16 protein-coding genes are annotated in these 22,339 nt (G+C 43.6%); 10 read left to right on the top strand and 6 right to left on the bottom strand.

The window, feature by feature from the left end; genetic code table 11:
- Positions 1 to 172: 172 nt before the first annotated feature.
- Positions 173 to 1,786 (bottom strand): methyl-accepting chemotaxis protein, encoded by a 1,614-nt coding sequence (locus tag L1D31_RS08175; protein WP_239836594.1) that lies wholly within the window; start codon positions 1,784 to 1,786, stop codon positions 173 to 175.
- Between the two features lie 290 nt (positions 1,787 to 2,076).
- Between L1D31_RS08175 and queD the strand changes: the two genes are divergently transcribed.
- Complete coding sequence (queD, locus tag L1D31_RS08170) at positions 2,077 to 2,439, top strand: 6-carboxytetrahydropterin synthase QueD (protein ID WP_239836593.1); 363 nt, start codon at positions 2,077 to 2,079, stop codon at positions 2,437 to 2,439.
- Positions 2,440 to 2,910: 471 nt separating this feature from the next.
- Positions 2,911 to 4,065 (top strand): aromatic amino acid transport family protein, encoded by a 1,155-nt coding sequence (locus L1D31_RS08165; protein ID WP_239836592.1) that lies wholly within the window; start codon positions 2,911 to 2,913, stop codon positions 4,063 to 4,065.
- Positions 4,066 to 4,115: 50 nt separating this feature from the next.
- Here the strand turns inward: L1D31_RS08165 and L1D31_RS08160 are convergent, their stop codons facing one another.
- From L1D31_RS08160 to L1D31_RS08150, 3 genes are all read right to left on the bottom strand, one after another.
- Positions 4,116 to 5,477: an L-serine ammonia-lyase gene (locus tag L1D31_RS08160; protein WP_239836591.1), complete on the bottom strand. Its 1,362-nt coding sequence runs from the start codon at positions 5,475 to 5,477 to the stop codon at positions 4,116 to 4,118.
- Positions 5,478 to 5,571: 94 nt separating this feature from the next.
- Positions 5,572 to 6,825 carry an aromatic amino acid transport family protein gene (locus L1D31_RS08155; protein ID WP_239836590.1) on the bottom strand — a complete coding sequence of 418 codons (1,254 nt, stop codon included), beginning with the start codon at positions 6,823 to 6,825 and terminating at the stop codon, positions 5,572 to 5,574.
- Positions 6,826 to 7,114: 289 nt separating this feature from the next.
- Entirely contained in the window at positions 7,115 to 7,768 is a 654-nt protein-coding gene (locus L1D31_RS08150) for a CoA pyrophosphatase (protein ID WP_239836589.1), read from the bottom strand.
- A gap of 38 nt (positions 7,769 to 7,806) precedes the next feature.
- Between L1D31_RS08150 and L1D31_RS08145 the strand changes: the two genes are divergently transcribed.
- Positions 7,807 to 8,349 (top strand): heme NO-binding domain-containing protein, encoded by a 543-nt coding sequence (locus L1D31_RS08145; RefSeq protein ID WP_239836588.1) that lies wholly within the window; start codon positions 7,807 to 7,809, stop codon positions 8,347 to 8,349.
- Positions 8,350 to 8,355: 6 nt separating this feature from the next.
- Positions 8,356 to 10,050: an ATP-binding protein gene (locus L1D31_RS08140; RefSeq protein WP_239836587.1), complete on the top strand. Its 1,695-nt coding sequence runs from the start codon at positions 8,356 to 8,358 to the stop codon at positions 10,048 to 10,050.
- Here L1D31_RS08140 and pabB read toward each other — a convergent pair.
- Positions 10,047 to 11,414 (bottom strand): aminodeoxychorismate synthase component I, encoded by a 1,368-nt coding sequence (gene pabB, locus L1D31_RS08135; protein ID WP_239836586.1) that lies wholly within the window; start codon positions 11,412 to 11,414, stop codon positions 10,047 to 10,049. The genes L1D31_RS08140 and pabB overlap by 4 nt on opposite strands.
- Before the next feature lie 205 nt (positions 11,415 to 11,619).
- Between pabB and L1D31_RS08130 the strand changes: the two genes are divergently transcribed.
- Together L1D31_RS08130 and L1D31_RS08125 are read left to right on the top strand one after the other, a co-directional pair.
- Positions 11,620 to 13,143 carry a fumarate hydratase gene (locus L1D31_RS08130; RefSeq protein WP_239836585.1) on the top strand — a complete coding sequence of 508 codons (1,524 nt, stop codon included), beginning with the start codon at positions 11,620 to 11,622 and terminating at the stop codon, positions 13,141 to 13,143.
- 111 nt (positions 13,144 to 13,254) lie between these two features.
- Positions 13,255 to 13,440 carry a hypothetical protein gene (locus L1D31_RS08125; RefSeq protein ID WP_239836584.1) on the top strand — a complete coding sequence of 62 codons (186 nt, stop codon included), beginning with the start codon at positions 13,255 to 13,257 and terminating at the stop codon, positions 13,438 to 13,440.
- Between the two features lie 195 nt (positions 13,441 to 13,635).
- Here the strand turns inward: L1D31_RS08125 and L1D31_RS08120 are convergent, their stop codons facing one another.
- On the bottom strand, positions 13,636 to 16,560 hold the full coding sequence (locus tag L1D31_RS08120; RefSeq protein ID WP_239836583.1) for a hypothetical protein: 2,925 nt from the start codon (positions 16,558 to 16,560) through the stop codon (positions 13,636 to 13,638).
- A 1,129-nt stretch (positions 16,561 to 17,689) separates the two neighbouring features.
- Here L1D31_RS08120 and L1D31_RS08115 point away from each other — a divergent pair.
- The 4 genes from L1D31_RS08115 (at position 17,690) to rimJ (ending at position 22,338) form a co-directional block, all read left to right on the top strand.
- On the top strand, positions 17,690 to 19,066 hold the full coding sequence (locus L1D31_RS08115) for a YcjX family protein (protein ID WP_239836582.1): 1,377 nt from the start codon (positions 17,690 to 17,692) through the stop codon (positions 19,064 to 19,066).
- Complete coding sequence (locus L1D31_RS08110; protein WP_239836581.1) at positions 19,063 to 20,112, top strand: TIGR01620 family protein; 1,050 nt, start codon at positions 19,063 to 19,065, stop codon at positions 20,110 to 20,112. Before L1D31_RS08115 ends, L1D31_RS08110 begins: the two co-directional genes overlap by 4 nt.
- Before the next feature lie 102 nt (positions 20,113 to 20,214).
- Complete coding sequence (tyrR, locus tag L1D31_RS08105; protein WP_239836580.1) at positions 20,215 to 21,759, top strand: transcriptional regulator TyrR; 1,545 nt, start codon at positions 20,215 to 20,217, stop codon at positions 21,757 to 21,759.
- The gene (gene rimJ, locus L1D31_RS08100; protein WP_239836579.1) at positions 21,760 to 22,338 is read left to right on the top strand and encodes a ribosomal protein S5-alanine N-acetyltransferase; all 579 of its coding nucleotides are present in this window, start codon (positions 21,760 to 21,762) and stop codon (positions 22,336 to 22,338) included.
- Position 22,339: the final 1 nt, after the last annotated feature.

The raw sequence follows: 22,339 nt of genomic DNA, 5'->3' as shown, positions 1-22,339 counted from the left end.
ATTCTCCATTGAGTAAAAAATCAACCCAATGTTTTTTGTGGACTCACCGAATAAAAAGTGAGCAAACATTGGGTTGGACTGAATTCATCTATTCAATGGAACATATTACCTTTCAAATCTTAGGCTTCAACCTTTATTCGCTAATAGTGGCGCAAAAAATGTCCAAATCGACTTAATTCTTCCGCGAAAGCGTAAACTGGTTGATTAAAGACTCCAAATGTTCTGAAAGTTGCTCTAGATTCATGCTGATGTCGCGCGTTTTTGCGGCGGATTGAGAGGTGTCATCGGCATGCTGGGTGATGATTTCGACTTTATGTTGCACCTGCTGACTAATGTGAGTGGTATTGCTGGTTTGCTGCTGAATGCTTTGCGCATGAGCGAGTGCCTGTTGCATTTCGCTTACCACTTCAGACATTGCTACAGACAGCGCTTCAATCTCATTGGAGCGTTCATGAGCGGTCTCGCATACAGTATCAACGGAAGCCAGAGAAGTTTGGCTGTCTTTCTGGAATTGCGAGATAATGTTTTCGATGCTTCCAGTCGCGTCGGATGTTCGGCTGGCAAGTTGGCGCACCTCATCCGCGACCACGGCGAAGCCACGGCCCTGTTCGCCTGCGCGAGCGGCTTCAATAGCGGCATTGAGTGCCAGTAGATTGGTTTGCTCTGCAATACCCTTTATCACTTCTAAAATGGTGGATACTTCAGCGGTCTGATCGTTGAGCTCGACAATATTGACTTTTACTTGCTCTATATCGGTTACCAGACTCTTGATTTCAGTACTGGCGCTGTGCGCTTGTCCAGCGCTTTGCTCAGCAATGCTGGTGGTATGTTTGATCAAGTTGGAAGCATCATTGGTAGCCTGTTCTACCTGAACTTGCTGAGATTGCATTTGTTCGATGTTGGCTTGAACGTCTGATGTCTCGTTTTGTTGATTATGTGCGGCTTGATCGGTCACTTGAGCGACGTCGGTAAGCCCTGCCGCGGAACTGTTTAGGTGGTGTGAGGTTTCCTGAACTTTTTCCAAGCTATGGCTTACCGTGTCCATAAACGAATTGATTGCTACAGAGAGCTGGCCAATCTCATCTTTGTTCTCGTGTTTAATTCGTTTGGATAAATCTTTACTTTCACTTACGCTCTGCATGTAGCGCGATGTCTTTTGAATCGGGCGAACAATGAATTTACGGATCAAGAACAGGGTCAACAAAAAGCCTATAAAGCCGAAGGTTGCCATAATGGTCACGGCGATAATTGTGCGCTGACTGATCATGCTATTGACGTGAGATAAGTTGTATTCTAATCGAATCGCGCCGAGCACTTCTCCTTCTGGTGCCATGTGACAAGAGACACAGTTTGTTCCGCGATAGTTTTCGCTTGCCTTCATCGGTAAGGCGACAACTAAACCTTTACCCCACTCGGCAGAAATCGGTTCAATGACCAGTTCACCCTTTAGAGCTCTTTGGTCAATCTCGTCTTCAGGTGCCTGACTTGGCTGGCCTGGGCCATAAAGTTTACTGACAGCCTCAGCACGGAGTACCTTGACTTGCTCAATGCCGTCTTGAGCAAGAGCTTTTTGTCGTAGAGTTTCTTTTTGCGCCATAGTGCCTGTTAGCATCATCATATTGAGGCTGTCAAAGTAGTTACTGGCTTTATCATGTAACTGCTCGCTAAGAACGGAATTCATTAGCTCTTTCTGTTGCCAGTACTGATACGCGGTGGAGGAGGCTAGTACCAGAGAGAAAACCGTGACGAGGGTTGCCAGCAATTTGGTAGTAATGGTTGAACTCATTTCAAATGCTTAATTGTTAGAATTGGAATAGACGTCAAATATAATGACTTATATGCATATTCACTCAATCGATAGAGAGATTTATTGTGACCATACACAATGTGTGGTTTATGTAAATGTGATGTGGAACTGATGTAACCAAATCTTTGACGCGACGACATTTTTTCGACGTGCTACAAAGGTCGAAGAACTAGGCTCTTATAAATAATTCTATTAATCGCGGGGTGAACCTTGTCACTACTATACTATTTCCTTAGTATTGCGTGTCTTTTGTAATGCCGAGATCCAAAATGAAAACTGAATTATACAAAGAGTTTATGTTTGAAGCGGCGCACCACCTTCCTAACGTACCGGAAGGCCATAAGTGCGGTAGATTGCATGGCCACTCTTTCTTAGTTCGTCTTTACGTAGAAGGTGAAGTCGATCCACATACTGGGTGGGTTGTTGACTTTGCAGAAATTAAAGCTGCGTTTAAACCTATCTATGATCAACTTGACCACTATTACCTCAATGACATTGAAGGTTTAGAAAACCCGACCAGTGAAGTGCTGGCGAAATGGATTTGGCAGAAACTTAAACCAACTTTGCCACTATTAAGCAAAGTCGAAATCAAAGAAACCTGTACTGCGGGTTGTATTTACACCGGCAATTAAGCGACGATATAAATTGTGAAAAGCGAAGCTCAAAGCTTCGCTTTTTTGATCGTCATGAGATCCGCTATGAATACTCGCCTATGAATGTACCAGTAGGTGAATAGCGAAATTTCTTTATTGAAGACATTGCAATCCCGCTGTCAATGATTAAGATGACGAGTCCCTTCATGTTGAAGGGCAGGCAGCGGAAGGATTGCTGCTTTTGTTTCAAGGGATTGTCTCATAATATCGGACACCTAAATGATCTTCAAAATTACCACACCGATCATCGAACCTACGGAAGGTTCGCCACACACTGCTGTTACCTTTTCTCTTGCCTCTCAAGCGTTCAACAATGTTTCCTCTCTACGTCATTCTTTTCAACGCGTTTTCTTCTTTAAAGCTCGCTATTCGTATTGTTTTTGATTGTTAGCCCTCGCGCTAGGCACGCGCACATCTCAATCTTTTCACTTTCAAAATAGATACGAAAATATGAATACTAAACTTCTTGGTAGTTCCCTGATTATTTCTGGTACCGCGCTCGGTGCTGGTATGCTCGCAATTCCTATGGTTCTGGCACAATTTGGTTTGTGGTATGGATCCTTACTAATGGTTTTTATTTGCTTCGGCACCACATATGCGGCTTTGTTGTTGCTTGAAGCGACGTTAAAGGCAGGCGGTGGCCTTGGTCTTAACTCAGTGGCTCGCCAAACGTTAGGAAAAGTAGGGCAATTAGTGACAAACTTGCTTCTATACGCTCTGCTAATTTGTCTATTAATGGCTTATATTCTTGGCGCTGCTGATCTTGTCGGTAAGCTGACTCGTGCGATTGGTATTGAGCTTTCTGCAAGCCAAACTCAGATCCTCTTCACGCTTATTGCTGGCGCGGTTATCGCTTGCGGTACAGGTGTCATTGACAAGCTCAATCGCACGCTGTTTTTCATTATGATTGCCAGCTTGAGTTTAAGTTTAATACTCCTGCTACCGGATTTTCGCCTAACGAATCTGATGCAGGTGATGAATCATGATCAAGTTGCGTTGATCAAGACTAGCGCGGTTCTGTTTACCAGCTTTGGTTTTATGGTTGTTATTCCTTCTCTTGTTTCCTACAACCATGAAGCGACAGATCAGCAATTGCGAAACATGGTGATTATTGGTTCTGTGATTCCTTTGATCTGTTACTTGTGCTGGTTGTTTGCGGTTGTGGGTAACTTACAACCAGAGCAATTAGGCGAGTTCTCTAATGTCTCAGAACTTATTATTGCGTTTGAATATCACTCACCTTGGATCGGTACGATATTATCTGTATTCACTGGGCTTGCACTTTTGACGTCATTTTTTGGTGTGGCGATGTCTCTGTTTAACCAAAACCGCGATATGTTCGGACAAAATCGCGTAGTGACATATGTGATGACGTTTATCTTGCCTCTTGTCGGTGCACTATTGGCCGCTGATAAGTTTTTGGCGGTACTGAGTTACGCCGGTATCATTTTGGTGTTTCTGGCTGTATTTGTGCCACTGGCGATGGTGTACAAAGTCAGATTGGCAAATACCGCAACGACGCGATACACCGCTGAGGGAGGCGCTATAATGCTGATGTTCTCTTTGTTGTTTGGTAGTTTCTTGCTGGTCTCACAGGTTATTTAATGAAAAAGCCCGGTGAAATACCGGGCTTTGAAATTGGATAAAGAGGCAAATTAGCAAATAACTTTAACGGCTAAACCACCCTGAGACGTTTCGCGGTATTTTGCGTTCATGTCTTTACCGGTTTCTAGCATGGTTTCGATAACCTTATCCAGAGACACAGTCGGAGCCGATGAACGGCGTAGAGCCATACGAGAGGAATTGATCGATTTCACGGCGGCAATACCGTTACGCTCGATACATGGAACCTGCACCTGACCTGCGACAGGGTCACATGTGAGGCCTAGGTTGTGCTCCATCGCGATTTCAGCAGCCATACAGACTTGCTCAGGGCTACCACCCATAAGCTCAGCAAGACCTGCTGCAGCCATAGAACAAGCAACGCCAACTTCACCCTGACAGCCAACTTCCGCACCTGAAATTGACGCGTTACGCTTGTAAAGGCCACCAATCGCGCCAGAAGCGGCGAAGTAGCGGATGTAATCTTTCTCAGTGACGGTTTGGATAAACTTGTCATAGTAAGCCAATACCGCTGGGATAATGCCACACGCACCGTTCGTTGGAGCCGTAACCACACGGCCACCTGCTGCGTTTTCTTCATTGACGGCGAAAGCAAACATGTTGACCCAGTCTACAACAGCCATTGGGTCGTTCGTCGTTTTCTCAGAAGTCATCAACTGCTGACGAAGAGCCGCAGCACGACGAGGCACGCGCAGTGGACCAGGCAGAATGCCTTCTGTGTTCATACCGCGATCCATACACTCACGCATGGTTTTCCAGATATTAGCGAAGTAAGTTCGAGATTCTTCTTCAGAGTGTAGAGCTGCTTGGTTTTTCATCACAAGAGTGCTGATTGAAAGACCGTTTTCTTTACACTGGTTTACTAGTTCTTCCGCCGTGGTGAATTCGTAAGGTGCTTTGATCGGGTTTTCTTCTTCTTTGCCGAAGTTCTCTTCGTCAACAATGAAGCCACCACCGATTGAATAATAGGTTTTTGAGTACACTTTTTCGTCGTCGATCCAGGCGTGGATTTGCATACCATTTTCGTGCAACTCAAGGTTAGTAGTATGGAAGTTCATACCGCCATCTTTCGGGAACGATACTGTGTGACAGTGCATGCCAACAGGTAGGCGCTCCGTTTCCTCTACACGAGCGATAAAGCCCGGAATAGAGTCGATATCGACTTTCTCAGGAGTATTGCCTGCAAGACCCATGATGATAGCGATATCTGTGTGGTGACCTTTCCCTGTCAGTGATAGCGATCCATAAACGTCAACGGTGATTTTAGTGATGTCGCGCAATTTTCCCATTGAACGTAAATCATCAATAAACTCTTTGCCCGCCTTCATTGGGCCTACAGTGTGCGAACTTGAAGGACCAACACCGATTTTATAGATGTCAAAAACACTAATCATATCGATTTCCTCAAAATAAAGCCTCCCAAGGGGGAGCGGGAGGCTTATTATTATCGTTATATTTTTTGTTTAACCACTTAATTCACTAGTGTGATTAAAGTGCTCCGTAGATTACAGAACTAATTGCCGCAAGACCACAGATAGTTGTGAAAATCTGTACAGGTGCAGAAGTTTTGTACTTCGCCATTGCTGGGACTTTCTGCATTGCGAATACAGGCATTAAGAATAAGATGGCCGCAATCATTGGCGCGCCCATGGTTTCGATCATGCCAAGGATACTTGGGTTAACAATAGCCACAATCCAAGTGGTGATAACGATGAATAGTAGAGAAGCTTTTTCAATCTTACTCTTCGGTGCTTCAGAGCGAGATTTGATTAGACCAACAAGACCTTCATGCGCTCCTAGGAAGTGACCAAAGTAGCTAGATGTAATTGCTGCGAATGCTACTAGTGGGCCCATGTAAGAGATCAGTGGTGACTCATGAACGTTTGCTAGGTAAGACAGTACAGAGATGTTTTGTTCTTGAGCCATTGCTAGCTGCTCTGGAGATAGAGACAACACAACAGAGAATACGAAGAACATCACAAAGCCCATCAGCATCATTGCTGCGCCGCCAGTGATAGCATCTGTTTTTTTCACCGCATCTTCACCGTACACACGACGTTGCTCTTTAGAGAACTGAGAGATGATTGGGCTGTGGTTGAAAGAGAAAACGATGATTGGGATGGCTAGCCAAACGATAGAAGGCATTGCAGACCAGTCAGGCGCGACTTCAACCATTGAGCTGTTCCAGTCAGGAATCAGGTAGAAAGACAGAGCAAGAAGGATGAATACCAGTGGGTATACCATCGCAGATGTCGCTTTCAACATCAGTTCTTTACCGAATACAACGCCTGCAGTCATTGCTGCAATCAGTGCACCAGACAGCAACCAGCGAGGGATGGATTCCATGCCCATTTGGTTGACGAGAAAAGAATCTACTGTGTTTGTAATACCTACACCATAGATAAGAACAATAGGGTAAATAGCAAAGAAATAAGCAAAAGTGATAAGGTTTGCGCCAGCTTTACCGAAGTGTTCTTCTACTGTATCAGTGATATCTGCTTCAGGGTTTTTCGCGGAAAGAACGAAACGAGCCAGAGATTTGTGAGCGAACCAAGTCATTGGAGCGGCGATTAAAGCAAGGATAACTAATGGCCAAAAGCCGCCAGCACCTGCTTTGATTGGAAGGAATAGTACACCAGCACCTACAGCAGTACCGAAAAGTGATAGACACCAAGTGAAGTCCTTGTAAGTAAACTTACTAGATGATTGTGCGGCTGAAACCGCCGAATTTGTAACATTCATTTTGTGATACTCATTTTGGGAACAGGAAATAAGTCGGGTGCAATTTTGCATAAAAATCTTGCACGAAAAATAGATCTAAATCATGAATTGATACGAGTGATAATATGATATGTCAAAAACAGGTTTTTGCTCACGAAAATGATGTGCTACTGGTGATTTATGCTAATTATTAAGATTAGAAAAACTAATGTTGTTGCGATAATGTTTTATGTATGTCGCAAGAAAACGTTTTCTTTATTGATGAATAGTTTAACTAATGTGAGTGAATGTCGGTCGATATTAAGATTTATTAATATTGGTGCATGATATGTTTCTGCATCGCGTGGATAATTTGCGCAGTCATACCCCAAATAAAGTGCTTGTCATAGGATAAGCCAAATACACGATGTGAATGATTCCGGAATTGGAAACGCTCACTGTGCAAGTGTCGTTTATCAAGGACAATCTCCGCTGGCACTTCGAACACTTCATCGACCTCGTTGGTGTCTATAGTTGCTTGGTAATCGGGGGACACAAAAGCAAGAAATGGTGTCACTGTAAACTTACTAATGGTGATGAGCTCTGGCATTTGGCCAAAAATGGAGATTTCATGCTGTGCAATGCCGACTTCCTCATAAGTCTCTCTCAATGCTGTCTCAGCTAGTGAATTGTCCCAGTGTTCATATTTTCCACCTGGAAAGCTGACTTGCCCAGGGTGGTGCTTTAAGTGTTTGGCTCGCTTAGTGAAAATAATGTTCAGGCCGTTGTCTCTTTCAACAAACCCTATAAGTACCGAGGCTTTACGTAAAGAGGCATGGTTGATATGCGCAACTCGCTTTAACGCTTCATGGTGGTAGTCGACAGTTTGTTGTAGCTGGAACTTCTGAATTAATTGGCTTTTATTGAGTTCTGACAACACGTTAGCTCCGTATGTGTATTTGAAAAACTGAACTTTATGATTCATGCTTGAAAGACCATCATATACCAAGGATAGCTCAATATATGAAAGGAATTATCTTCACAGAATTTATGGACTTAGTCGAAGAGAAGTTTGGTCTTGATGCACTTGATCAACTGCTTTCAGATGTTGGTGATGATGGAATTTACACGGCTGTAGGCAGTTACGACCATAAAGCTTTGGTCGCATTGATTGTTCAATTGAGTAAGCAAACTGGTATTTCTGCGGAGGAATTACAGCGCGTATTTGGTCAGTCTGTTTTTGAAAATCTTTACCAATCGTTACCCGAGCGAAGTAGTCTTCAGGGGTGCAAAAACTCGCTGCAATTTATCCGATTAGTGGAAGATTATATTCATATTGAGGTCAAAAAGCTTTATCAGGACGCCAACCCGCCACGCTTTGAATTCATTTCGGAAACGGAAACTGAGATGGTATTTGATTACAAAAGCGCCCGATGTATGTCCCATGTTTGCTTAGGTTTAATTGAGGGATGTGCCCAGCATTTTGATGAATCATTGCATATAGCCATGGAAAACAACAATAAAAGTGGCAATGATGTTAGGTTCAAGGTGACGGTCGTAGGGTAAATGTAGATGAGTAGTCAGTCTGCGTTAGAGCGGAAACTTGCCAGAGAGATTGCTGCGCGCAAGCAAGCGGAGCTGTTATTGGAACAGAAAAGTCTTGAACTTTATGAAGCCAATGAACACCTGAAACTGGTGCTTACTCAGTTAAAAAGGCAGACGCATAAAGATTTACACAAGCTGGCTTTTGAAGAGCAAATCAATGAGACATTAATTCACTTTGGTCGTGCTTTTTTAAGCCGGACACTGGATGATGGTTTGCTTTCGAGTCTTCTTGAGCGCTTAGACTCTTCCTCCGCGCTGACCAAATCTGGTTTGTATATTGTCCCAGATGTCGTGTCAACGGTGCATGACAGTCATTTTGGTTGTGTTCAACGAGAGCATATCGATGCGATCAAACCCTATGCCTATTGGGAAGACGAAAGAGTGTCACTGCCCTTAGAAGTCGATCATCAAGTGGTTGGGGAACTGTCTGTTCTGACAAAAGACCACGATATAGACGCTGAGTTCATTGTGAGTCAGATGCGCCTGGTTGCGGACTTACTTTGCAGTGCCATCAGCCGACAAATCATGTTAACTAGTAACCAAGAAGCCAGAGCGAGGGCTGAGGAATCAGAGAGATCAACGAAAGAATTTGTTGCGATGATCAATCATGAGTTGAGAACACCGCTCAATGGATTACTGGGTAGTGCTGAATTACTGTCCGACACTTCTCTGGATGACGAGCAACGCACTTTGTTGACTAACCTTTCGCATACCGGTGATTTTTTAAGGCACATCATTAACGACATTCTTGATTTCAGCAAAATGAGCGCGGGTATGATGGATCTTATTCCGTCGACGTTTGCTTGGGTCGATCTCAATGAAATGCTTCAGGGAGTGTTCGTTAATAAGGCGAAAGAAAAAGGGGTGCAATTTTCCATTCACTCCTCCTCAGAAGTGCCTGCTCTACTGATTGGTGACTTTGACCGTATTTGCCAAATTCTGATTAACCTTATTGGTAATGCCATCAAATTTACCTCAGTAGGTTCTGTAACTGTCGAAGTTCTGTGGTCTGAAAATAGCTTAAAAGTATCGGTCAAAGATACCGGAATAGGTATCCCTGAGGCTGCGCAGCCGATTCTTTTTGATCCATTTGTTCAAGCCGACAGAACCGCAAAACGCCACTTTGAAGGGACAGGTTTAGGGTTAGCTATTTGCAAAAACCTGATTGATTTAATGGAAGGTGAGATTAACTTTACTAGTCAAAAAGGGGTGGGTACCGAGTTTAAGGTGTCTATTCCGCTCAAAGTTGCAGAGCAAGAGTCAATACCCAACAAAGCCGAAAGTCATACCAACGCTAAGCCACTTGAAAGCCTATCTATTTTGGTAGTGGATGATATCAGAATGAATCAAGTCATCATCAATCAAATGTTGAAGAAATGGTCGATCACGCCTGACATTGCCAACAATGGTGTGGAAGCGATTCAAGCGGCATTAGGAAGCCGTTATGACCTTATCTTTATGGATTGTCGTATGCCAGAAATGGACGGCTTTGAAGCGACCAGCTACTTGCGCGAACAAGAATTTAAATTGCCAATTATTGCTTTAACGGCTGGGACAACGTTGGAAGAGCGCGAGAAATGCATCCAATGTGGTATGGATGATATTCTCACCAAACCGTATACCGCCAAAGATCTCAAGCTTATGTTAGAAAAATGGGCTTAACTCTCCAATATCGGAAGAATACGGCAAAGTTTGTCTAACGTTTCCTGATACTCCGCATCGCAACCACTATCCGCGACTAAGCCGCCGCCTGCCCAAACGTATATTTGATGGTTTTCTGCAATGAGCGTACGAATGGTAATACTAGTATCCATGGCTCCATGTCGGCTAATGTAGCCAATGCTCCCGCAGTAGGCACTGCGCCGATGAGGTTCCAACTCTTCAATAATTTCCATGGCCCGAACTTTAGGGGCCCCAGTGATTGAACCACCGGGAAAGCTGGCACGAAGCAAGTCCGCAGGTGAATACTGAGTATCTAATTCTGCTCGTATTGTACTGACAAGATGATGCACTGCGGGAAAGCTTTCAATATCAAACAGTTTTGGTACATGAACAGACCCCGGTTTCGCCACACGTCCTACATCGTTTCTCAACAAGTCGACAATCATAAGGTTTTCTGCTTGATCTTTCTCTGCTAGTGCGAGTTCTTGCGCTGAAGCGGTATCCAACTCAGCATCTTGATGCCTTGGCCGAGTGCCTTTAATTGGTTTTGTTTCGATGAGGCGATCATGGACTTGCAAAAAACGCTCTGGTGAGACGCTAAGAATTGCACTGTGTTCAGTGCGCACGAAAGCCGAAAATGGTCCTTTGTTATACGCTTCCAGTTTTTGATATGCTTGCCATTCGCTCCCTGAATACTCTGCCTTAAAGCGCTGGGCGAGGTTAATTTGATAGCAGTCTCCTGAGCGCAAATACTCTTGGACTTGTTCAAAGCGTGCTTGATAACCTTGTTTTGTCATGTTTGACTGCCAAGGACTGATGAGGGCAAATGGCGGCGACTGTTTAGATGATTGAGATAGAAGCCAATCGTAATGGCGCTCGATATTTTCGCCAACGACGAATGCTTGTTTATCTTTATGATCTATCACTACAGCCCATTCATAAACGCCGACGGCCATATCGGGTGTCGAGAGGTCGTGCTCCGCCATTTGTGGTAGCTTTTCAACTCTGCGGCCTAAATCGTAGGCAAAGTACCCTAGTGCACCGCCAATGAAAGGTAGTTCACCTTTGTATTCTTGGCTTGGTAGCCATTGACTCTGCTGTTGCTCTAAAAGCATAAAAGGGTCTTGGTCAGACTCAAATTGTCCTTCAGGATTCACTATCTTTGTGATGTCACTACAGGTGGTAAGTGTCACCAGCGGATCAGCGACCAAAATGTCGAATCGGCTGTCAATGTGGTTTTCGGATGCAGAACGTAACAACATCGCCCATGGCTTGTCCTCAATATGGCTGAAAAGCTGCTTTGAAAGTTCAGCATGGTAATTAATGGGTTTGATTTCTAAGCAATTTGGTGTGTTGTTATTCATTTGTTTAATTTGTGACAAAGAGATCGTTCACTGCATAGCAAGAGAGGAGAACCAAGAGTATCATATTGCCAACTATCGCCGCTACAGTGACGTTTTATAATAAAAAGATAGTGTCAGTCTTCTAAACTTGTGGTGACAAGCAAGAATATAAAACTGGCGTTTATACGGCGGTGTTAAAGGAAGCATAACTATAACGAGGCATGCAATGACGGTAATTCGCAAGCAAGATGTGATCAGCAGTGTCGCTGATGCACTTCAGTATATTTCTTACTATCACCCTCTAGACTTTGTTCAAGCCCTTGAAGAAGCCTACCACAAAGAAGAGAGCCAAGCGGCCAAAGACGCTATTGCTCAGATTCTTATTAACTCTCGAATGTCGGCAGAAGGTCATCGACCTATCTGTCAAGACACCGGAATCGTCACTTGTTTTGTGAATATCGGTATGGCAGTTCAGTGGGATTCTACTGATATGACGGTGCAACAGATGGTCGATGAAGGCGTTCGTCAGGCTTATACTAATCCAGACAACCCGCTACGTGCGTCTGTTCTGCTTGACCCAGCAGGTAAACGAATCAATACCAAGGACAATACGCCAGCGGTTGTTCATATCAATATGGTACCGGGTAATACAGTTGAAATTCAGATTGCTGCAAAAGGTGGTGGCTCTGAGAACAAAACCAAGATGGTGATGCTTAACCCATCTGATGACGTTGCAGAATGGGTTGAGAAAACACTGCCAACCATGGGGGCAGGCTGGTGCCCACCGGGAATGTTGGGTATAGGTATTGGCGGGACGGCCGAGAAAGCAGCGGTATTGGCGAAAGAATCTCTGATGGAGCATATTGATATTCAAGAGTTGATCGAACGTGGTCCAGAAAATGCTGAAGAAGAGTTACGTCTTGATATTTTCAATCGTGTCAACAAACTGGGTATCGGTGCACAAGGCCTTGGCGGTTTAACAACTGTGGTCGATGTGAAGATCAAAACAGCGCCAACACACGCCGCTTCTAAGCCAGTGTGCTTGATTCCAAACTGCGCGGCGACACGCCACGTACACTTTACTCTCGATGGCTCAGGCCCTGCGGATCTCACTCCACCTAAACTTGAAGAGTGGCCGGATATCACTTGGGAAGCGGGGGCAAACACACGGCGTGTGAACTTGGACGAAGTAACTCAGCAAGACGTAGAGCAGTGGAAAACGGGTGAAACCGTTCTACTATCAGGAAAAATTCTGACCGGCCGTGATGCCGCGCACAAGCGTATTCAGACTATGCTGCAAAATGGTGAAGGCCTTCCAGAAGGCGTCGATTTTAAAGGCAAGTTTATCTACTACGTCGGTCCTGTCGATGCCGTGGGTGATGAGGCAGTGGGGCCAGCTGGCCCAACAACGTCCACCCGTATGGATAAGTTCACTGATATGATGCTGGAAGAAACAGGCATTATGGGCATGATAGGTAAAGCTGAGCGTGGCCCAGCGACGGTTGAGTCGATCAAAAAGCACAAAGCGGTTTATCTGATGGCAGTTGGTGGTGCGGCTTACCTTGTTGCAAAAGCCATCAAAAAAGCACGCGTTGTGGCATTTGAAGACCTGGGTATGGAAGCGATTTACGAGTTTGAAGTCGAAGATATGCCTGTCACGGTTGCGGTTGACTCGAATGGTGCCAATGCACACCAAATCGGCCCGGATACTTGGAAAGTGAAAATCCAAGAAATGGAATCTCAAGCCTAAGGCTGATGAGAAATAGCTGAATTACATAGCAAATATTTGATAAAAGGTGCAGAAGATAATGCACCTTTTTTTATATACTGCTTTTTATGTTGGAGAACCTCAGGAGCATTCATGCCTCGATTTATTCAAATCCTACAGCTGGTTATTGCCGCAGTGATCGGTGTATTTGTCGGCTACGATCTTATTCTGCATGGGATCAGCATATTTGATCAAAAGTACGTAATGATCACCTGTGCTTTGTTTGTATTGCTGGAGATTGCGTTGTTTGTCATCTACAAGCTGATTGAAAACGATTAAAGGCACTTTCTATCTACTTCGAAAATGACTAATCCTCTGACTCTATTTTAGCGACATCAGGCTGTTGAGAAAAGGTTTAATTTTTAAGCCGGGTCTTTGCTCTAAGCCGTTGCAGCAGATGTTTGTGAACAACGATTAGCATAAAAGCGGCTATTCAATATAGCCGCTAGTTTGGCATAGATGTTTAACTATTTATTAATCGTCACATACAAATGAGTCGATGACAAAGTCAATAAATGGATTGCCAGTATCTAGATTGTCACAGAGAAAGTCATTTAGTATTTCACTCATAGGATCAGATGCCATACCACCTTCGCTGTCCCCGCTTTCGGAAGCATTGCTGGCTAATATTCCCCCAAACTGTTCGCTATCATAATAAGTGTTACCAGGATTGACAGCTTTTAACATCGTTTGAGGCAAACCAGATGATGCATCATAAATCTGTACTGCCCCTGAATTGCTAACCATCTGGCCTTCAGAGCAAGTACTATTATCATTATATGGGTTATAATCCGTTTCAATATTGAGGCTTTCACCATTTACTCCGGCACCACAATGATCATCTCCAGGTTCGCCAATAAAAATGAAGCTGTTTTTCATCAGAACAGTTGAACCAAAGCGACTTGCTTGGTTAAACGCATTAGCATTACTTTTTGGATAAATAACTTGGCTGTCGGTAAGCTGACCGAGTGCATCAAAATTAAAAAGATAAACATAACCGTTGTCGTAGGTGTTACTATTTTGGCTATAAACGGCATCTGGTGCGCCAACAATTAGAGTCCTATCATCATTCAGAAAAATAGACGCGCCAAAGTCAGCGCCTTCCATTGCACCATTTCGATCTTTTATGTAAGAAACAAGCTCATAGCCAGTCTGGTTGTCTATGTTTACACGCTTATAAAGGTAAACCGCGCCAGAATTTGGTTTGCTAGTATTAGTCCAAGGATGGTTGTTGAAACTATTTTCACTCTTGCTGACCCAACCATCTGTATCACTGATGCCTGAATCATTACCAGGGGAGCCAACGGCCAGATATTCGCCATTACTAGTCATCCAAGTCGCTACACCGAAAAAATCTCCAGCTCTTGTTTCTGGCGCCTTAAGATAACTAATCACAGAGTAGGAGCCATCAGGCTGTTGCTCATATACCCAAACGCTACCTGACTTCTCACTGATACAATTTGAGGTGGATGTTTCTAGGTAATGTTTTAGATCAGTTTTGGACAGTTTGGCTATATTGAATACACCATTATCGCTGTATACACCATTATCGCTGTTTCCTTGGTCGCAGCGGACGTCTCCAGGTGCACTAATGGCAACTATTTTACCATCTCCGCTATTAGTGATTCCAGCACCGAAGTTTTCGTCCTCTACTGAGCCTGCATGGGAGCCATAGTTATTTTGCAAACTCAGAGGTCTAAATGCTCCTTTTAATAACCAATTACTGCGTTCATCTATACCATACAAGAAAACGGCTCCGGTGTTATCTCCGTTGTTACTACTGAGATGGTGAGCTATATCAGCTTCATTTAGCCATTCAGAGTTATGATTTTTCTCTGAGGTTGAGCCTACACCTGGAGCTCCAACTAAAGCAATGCGGTTACCGGTTGACAACGAGGCTCCAAAATTATCAGCTGCATGTACAACGGGTGCTTTTATATAGTGCTTGAAAACATATTGCTCGTTATCACCTAAGTTAAATCCATAAGCATTCACTTTTTGCTGTTTTTCAAAAATATACAGAGCGCCTGAATCAGTAGCATAATCATTCTTCATACCAGGTGTACTATCCCCGCATTCGTTACCGGTGCCCGAGCCTCCAACACCGCTACCACAGTTGTCTTCTCCTGGAGCAGACACCGCTAGGTATTGATCATTTTCAGTGAAAAATGCAGCATCACCGAAGTTGTCGCCACTTTGGGGGTTGGGTGACTTTATAAAGCCTTCCGCCTGCCATTTACTTAAGGCAGGATAATGTTGATAAATATAAACAGCGCCAGCATCAACTAGTCCATTACTCAACGGCGAATCATAACAATGTGCGTCTGAATTTACGCCGCAACTTCTTTCGAGAGGATTAGATACAGCTAACTTTGTTTTATCCTGCTCGACGGTTGTTTCACTGCGCACTTCGAGTGAGTACTTGTAAACAGTAGCGGTATTGCCTGAGAACCCAGTCCGTATATAGTAATCACCACTAGTATCAATGTTTCCTAAAATAACATCTTCATATCTACCTGCATTAAAAGGACCTGACACCGAAATTAGATTGCCTTGTTCTTCTTTCAGCAGTTCTAATGTAAAAGTATCATTCAGCTGATAACTCTTGTTAGCTCGCACTTTTGCTATTACAGGACCTATTGGTAGTCTCAATTTATATAGGTCCGCGCGGTCTCGGTAGTAACCAATATCATGCAAGTTATCTGTCTGAATGAGATCATTCATGGTTTCACTAGAGAAATCAGTACTATCATCCCACAGAGTACTATCTCCCATATTTCCCAGGTCGGCAGCTTCTGTTATCTTGTCTCCTATGTCATACTGTTCGATTTCGAGTGAATACTCTTTACCATAGTGGCCACTATTGCGATCTCCTTTAACTACCAAATAATATTCGTAGCCAAGGTCTTTATTGTGAAGTGCTGTTTTAGTTTCAACAATATAGTCTTCACTGTCACCGCTTTCAGGCATAGCTGGCAAGAATTCTGCAAGCTTTTTAAATGAACCACTAGGATGCTTTTCTATAAGTTCAACCTTTTCTATCCCGCGAGTTTCTCGCTGCTGTTGCATTGTTTTGGACAAACGGATTCTGATGGGGATGATATTACGCCTGACCAAATCGCTTAGGTGATGAGTGTAATGTGCATCAAATTTAAAAATATCTACATAATCTTGATGCCAATCACTACTGCCAGCTACTCTTCCTTGTGATATGTAGTCAGTGATAGATATCTTGTACGTTTCTACCCCAGAAGAGCTATCGAATCCTAATGTTCCTATGTGCTTCGTCTTTAGAAAGTCATCTTCGCCGTTATCATAGTAGGCTCCCAATGCTGGATGACTTAAAGCGATTGAAAGAATACCAGCCAATATAGACCGGTTGTGCTTTGCCTTGTTCATAATTTACCTCTAAATGTTTGAATATGTTTCTTACGTGGCTGTAAGAGATTAATTTTTAGCTCTTTTTAGGGGATATTATTTCTCCTTAAGTTAAAGTGGTTTTTAAATTTCTATTCAGATAGTTTTAAGTTTACTGTTTTGTGTGCCGACTGCCTTACTTTGGTTAAATCAGTAGAAAGGCAGCGTAGAGGCTTTATATCTGTTAGTTTCGTAAATAAATGCCATGCAGGCTTATAGGGCCAGCGTCAGCGTGCTGATAAAGTTTTTATTTTATTATTTAATAATTTACTAAATTGTTTTTATAAATACTAAGTGAAGGTCTTATTTATACATATGACGAAAAACTGATACATATAACCATATTACTTTTTGTTTAATAAAAATAGTATTTGTACGATATATGATAATTGTCGAAATTTATAATGGTGAGAAATAGATTTCATAAAATAAATAATTTATCTCTAGTTTTGTGACCTTAATTACAAAATTAGTGAAGAGTTTTACTGTTTTATTTTTGAGTGGTGATCTGTCTTAAATATGGGACATTAAGTGTTTTAAATATAGGAATGAATAAGACTTATTAAAAACAATTACTTATTTTAAATTTACGTTACTTTAACTTAAAAATCTCTTTTATTGGAATTTACTTCAATTAAATTATTATTGAGTCATTTACACATGAAACTAAGTCAAATTAACTGTCACATTCCTCCCAAAGAACAGTGAGTTTCGGGCAGGCTTAGAGCCTTAATCGAGTTCAGAGCTTTTATCATGGAGTAAACCTAACCCTACTCACATTTATTGTTTGAGTGATAAAGCTTATGACTACCTATTGTTAACTTGTGAAGTGGTTCATGCTCCTAAGGCAGTCTTTCTGGTGATGAGTAAGTGGGTTTGCTCGCTTAAACTGTGCGATATCATGAGAATGCACTGTGTTGTGAGCTATGTAACCTGATATCTCAATGCTTCTACGTTGAGTACTTTAGTGAATAACTTGGTATCAATTGACCTAGAGAAATTCAGTTCAGCAGTCTAAAGCCTCTGATTTATATCGGAGGCTTTTTTATTCATCTTTCATTAAGATTACAATGGTTAGGATAATCTCGTGTTCAAAACAAAGAGACAGTAAATGAAGAGTATTACTCAGGAAGTGAATGATTTTATTAACCGCAGCGTCGATTCTCATGTGCGTGTCGCGGTGACTGGTTTATCTCGTGCGGGGAAAACGGCGTTTATCAGCTCCTTGGTGAATCAGTTGTTGCACACTTCCACTCACGACAATCTTCCTTTACTGGTTTCAGCACGCGATAAGCGCCTAGTGGGTGCGAAGCGTGAACCCCAAGCCAATATGATGGTGCCACGTTTTGCCTACGATGAAGCGATGGAGCATGTGTTCACGCAGCCGCCAAAATGGCCTGAACCGACACGTGATGTAAGTGAGATTCGTCTTGCGGTCAAATACCGACCAACTCGTAAAACGAAAAAACTGTTTGGCAGTACTTCAACGTTGCACATCGATATTATTGACTATCCAGGTGAGTGGTTACTCGATCTTCCATTACTCGACATGGACTTCCATCAATGGTCTAAAACACAATTTGCTGCGCTTAAAGGCCTACGCGGAGAATTAGCGCAAGGTTGGTTAAACCAACTTGACCAACTCAATCTATCGGGCGAGTTGGATGAGAAGCAGCTTGAACAAATCGCTCAAAGCTATACCCAGTATTTGCATGATTGCAAAAATGGGGGATTGCATTGGGTACAGCCGGGAAGATTTGTCTTGCCAGGTGAGCTTGAAGGAGCCCCCGTGCTGCAGTTTTTTCCTTGTCGTTTCGAACAAGAGGACAAAGCCAGCAAAGACTCCAATTTAGCCATGCTAAAAGCGCGGTATCAGGAGTATCAGCAAAAGGTTGTGAAAGCGTTTTACAAGCATCACTTTTCGACATTTGACCGTCAAATTGTATTAGTTGATTGCTTACAACCATTGAACGCCGGTTACGAATCTTTCCATGATATGCGCCATGCAATTGAGCAGATCATGCACAGCTTCCGCTATGGCAGAAGCAATATGTTAAAGAGATTGTTTGCACCGAGAATCGATAAGATATTGTTTGCGGCGACTAAGGCCGATCATGTGACGCCAGAGCAGCACCCGAACCTAGTTTCTTTATTGCAGCAGATGGTGCATCCCGCTTGGCAAACGGCGTCTTATGAGAACATCGAAATGAGTTGTATCTCCATGGCGTCTATTCAGGCAACTAAAACAGGTTTCATCAATCGTGGTACCGAATCAGTTCCCGCAATCCAGGGTATAACCGTTGATGAACAGCCACTGACAATCTTTCCTGGCGAAGTTCCAAAAAAACTGCCTCAGAAGAGTTTCTGGCAAAACGAAGGATTCGAATTTACCGCTTTCCGGCCACTCCCTAGCTCGATAGATGATCCTCTGCCCCATATTCGTATTGATAAAGCGCTGGAATACCTGATTGGAGACAAGCTGAAATGACCGATTCTCAAGATGCAAAGCTAAAGCAAAAACAAGTCTTCACTCAAACATTGGAGCAAGAGCCTATGGGCAGCGACCCGGACTTGACCTCCCAAATGCAGTTTGAAGAACAAGAAACCTTTATACCAACGGCAATCAACTCAGAAGAAACGCAAAGCGAGGCTGAAGAAAAGCTGGAACAGGTGATTCGACCTAAAACAGGGCGCCGATGGTTAGCGAGCGGGTTACTTACGACGTTTTCTGGCTTGGTTGGTTGGCAAGCCATAGACAGTATTATTACGTCTGTTCAAAGTTCTGATTGGCTAGCGCTTGGCTGGGCTGGTTTTATGTCAACGTTGGCTGCGTTAGGAGTCGGGGCAATTGGAAAGGAGCTATGGAAGCTTAAAACGTTACGTTATCACTTTTCTATTCAAGAGCAGAGTGAAGCCTTGATAGAAGCAAACAGTGTTGGTCAAGGTAAAGCGTTTTGCGAATCTATCGCGAAGCAAAGTGGCATTAAGACAGAATCACCAAGTTATGATCGTTGGACACACAGTGTGAATGCCTCCCACAGTGATGCCGAAGTACTGGATATGTATGATGCGATGGTGGTGAGTGAACAAGACAAGAAAGCAACCAAAATCGTCACTCAGCATGCAACGGAATCAGCGGCCTTAGTGGCAATAAGCCCACTGGCTATTGCAGACATGTTGCTGGTGGCATGGCGTAACTTCAAAATGATAGATAACGTGGCTGGGGTGTATGGCGTCGAGCTGGGTTATTGGTCGAGACTAAAGTTGTTTAAAGCGACCCTGATCAATATGGCGGCTGCAGGTGCCAGTGAACTTGCGGTTGACGCCAGTATGGATTTGATGTCGATGGATCTTGCAGGGAAAGTATCGGCCAGAGCAGGTCAGGGACTGGGCGTTGGTATACTGACAGCAAGATTGGGCATCAAAGCGATGGCGCTGCTGAGACCAACTCCGTGGCACCGAGACAGGAGAGTCAAACTCGGAGCGATAAGAAAGCAGATCGCTGAAAAAATCGCCGCCATTACAATCAAATAGTGTGAATGTGAAGCAAGTGATGTTGGTTTGCTTGACGAGGATCTAGGCTTAGGGGAAACTACTGTCAACTTTTCCTGACACCTCAGACTAGGGATATAATCAGTGCGTTTAGAAGTGACATGTGAAGACAGATTAGGGCTCACTCGTGAGCTACTCGATATTCTGGCTTCTAAAAATATTGATTTACGAGGGATCGAAATCGACATTACAGGCATTATCTACCTGAACTGTCCTGATATTGATTTTGATACTTTCAGTGAACTCATGGCCGAGATACGTCGAATTTCGGGAGTAAGAGACGTACGCAAGATCCAGTTCATGCCTATGGAAAGGCATAACACGGAACTCATTTCTCTATTAAACAACCTTCCTGAGCCAGTTTTGGCGATTGACTTAAAGGGCAATGTTGACATGGCGAACCATGCTGCATTGAGCTTGTTTAGTTGTGAAGAAGAGGAAATGATTGGCCACCAGATAAGCACTCTACTGCCGAGCTTTAACTTTTCTAAATGGGCGGAAGGTAAAATTACTCGCCAACGCGAAAACATTGTGATTAGTGGCCTCGACTACAGCATGGAGATCATGCCGGTCTATATTACCGATGAATCGAATGAGTCGATTCTCGCCAGTACCGTTATGATCATTCGCTCTTCGCAAGAAAAATCCGCCCTAGAAGACTCATTACCTCTGCACAATAATTTGGGGTTCGAGCATTTTGTAGGTGTGTCAAATCGGCACAAGGCTCTGATAAGCCAAGCAAAAAAACTTTCTATGCTTGACCAGCCTTTATTGATTCAAGGGGAGACTGGGACAGGTAAAGAGATGCTGGCCAGAGCGTGTCATAACCGATCACATCGTGCGGCTTCTCCTTTCTTGGTACTAAGCTGTGCCTCTATGCCAGACGATGTGGCAGAAACGGAACTATTTGGTCATGCGCCAGGCTCGTTTAATCATGAACAGGGCCATAAGGGGATTTTTGAGCAAGCTGATGGGGGCACGGTTTTCTTAGATGAAATCGGTGAGATGAGCCCGCATCTGCAAATTAAATTACTACGCCTATTGCAGGATGGTACTTTCCGTCGTGTCGGTGCTGAGCAGGAAATTCATGTTGATGTGCGAGTGATTGCTTCTACTCGACATAACCTTGCGGATCTTGCCGAGTCTAAGTCTTTCCGTGAAGATCTTTTCTACCGTCTTAACGTTTTGACGCTCAATATCCCAGCTTTGCGTGAACGTTCCAATGATATTGGCCCTTTATTGGACTTGTTCGTTGTGAAATACGTTAAACAGCTGGGTATCAAGAAACCAGATATTGATGAAACTTTGGTGGATCAGTTAGTTAACTACCAGTGGCCAGGTAATATGCGTCAGTTAGAGAATATGGTACTTAGAGCGTTGACAGAGCTGGATTCCGACACTCTCACTATTGACCTATTCCACCTTCCTCAGCTTGAAAGCCCAACGGCCAGCGGGCCCACAATCAATTTGGATGGATCGCTGGATGAGATAATGAAAGATTATGAATCTCAGGTTCTTGAGCGCCTTTATCAGTCTTTCCCATCAAGTCGGAAGCTAGCGAAGCGTCTCAATGTTTCTCACACTTCAGTGGCCAACAAATTACGTGAATACGGAATAAGAAAAAACTAAATGGAACGAATCAGCACTCCCCAGCAGGTATTTGAGCAGGATGAGGATATTATCCTGCGTACTGCTGAACCCACTGACGGTCAGCTAATTTCCGATTACTTCATTGCCAATCGAGGGCACCTCAAGCAATGGGAGCCAAGAAGGGAAGAGGCTTTCTTTTCGGAATCAGGTTGGACCCAGCGTTTGATTAAGCTCAATGAACTGCATCGTATGGGCTTAGGTTATTACCTTATCATCATTGATAGTGAGTCAAGAGCAATGCTTGGTACGGTGTCGTTTAGCAATATTTCACGCTTTCCTTTTCATGCCTGCAATCTTGGCTACTCACTTGGTGAGAGCGCTCAGGGTCGAGGAGTCATGACACGAGCGTTGAGAATGGCGGTTCGCTATATGTTTCGCATCCAAAATATTCATCGGATTATGGCGGGTTACATGCCGCGCAACCATCGTAGCGAGGCAGTGCTTAACCGTCTTGGTTTTAAACGAGAAGGTTTTGCGCAGGATTACCTATTGATTGATGGAAAATGGGAAGATCATAACCTAACCTCTTTGATTAACCCGGATTGGAAAGAAGGCTGAG

This window comes from Vibrio sp. Isolate23, from assembly GCF_022398095.1.
GTDB lineage: Bacteria > Pseudomonadota > Gammaproteobacteria > Enterobacterales > Vibrionaceae > Vibrio > Vibrio coralliilyticus_A.
The sequence above is the reverse complement of the archived record's forward strand: the minus strand, read 5'-3'. Positions and strand labels throughout refer to the sequence as shown.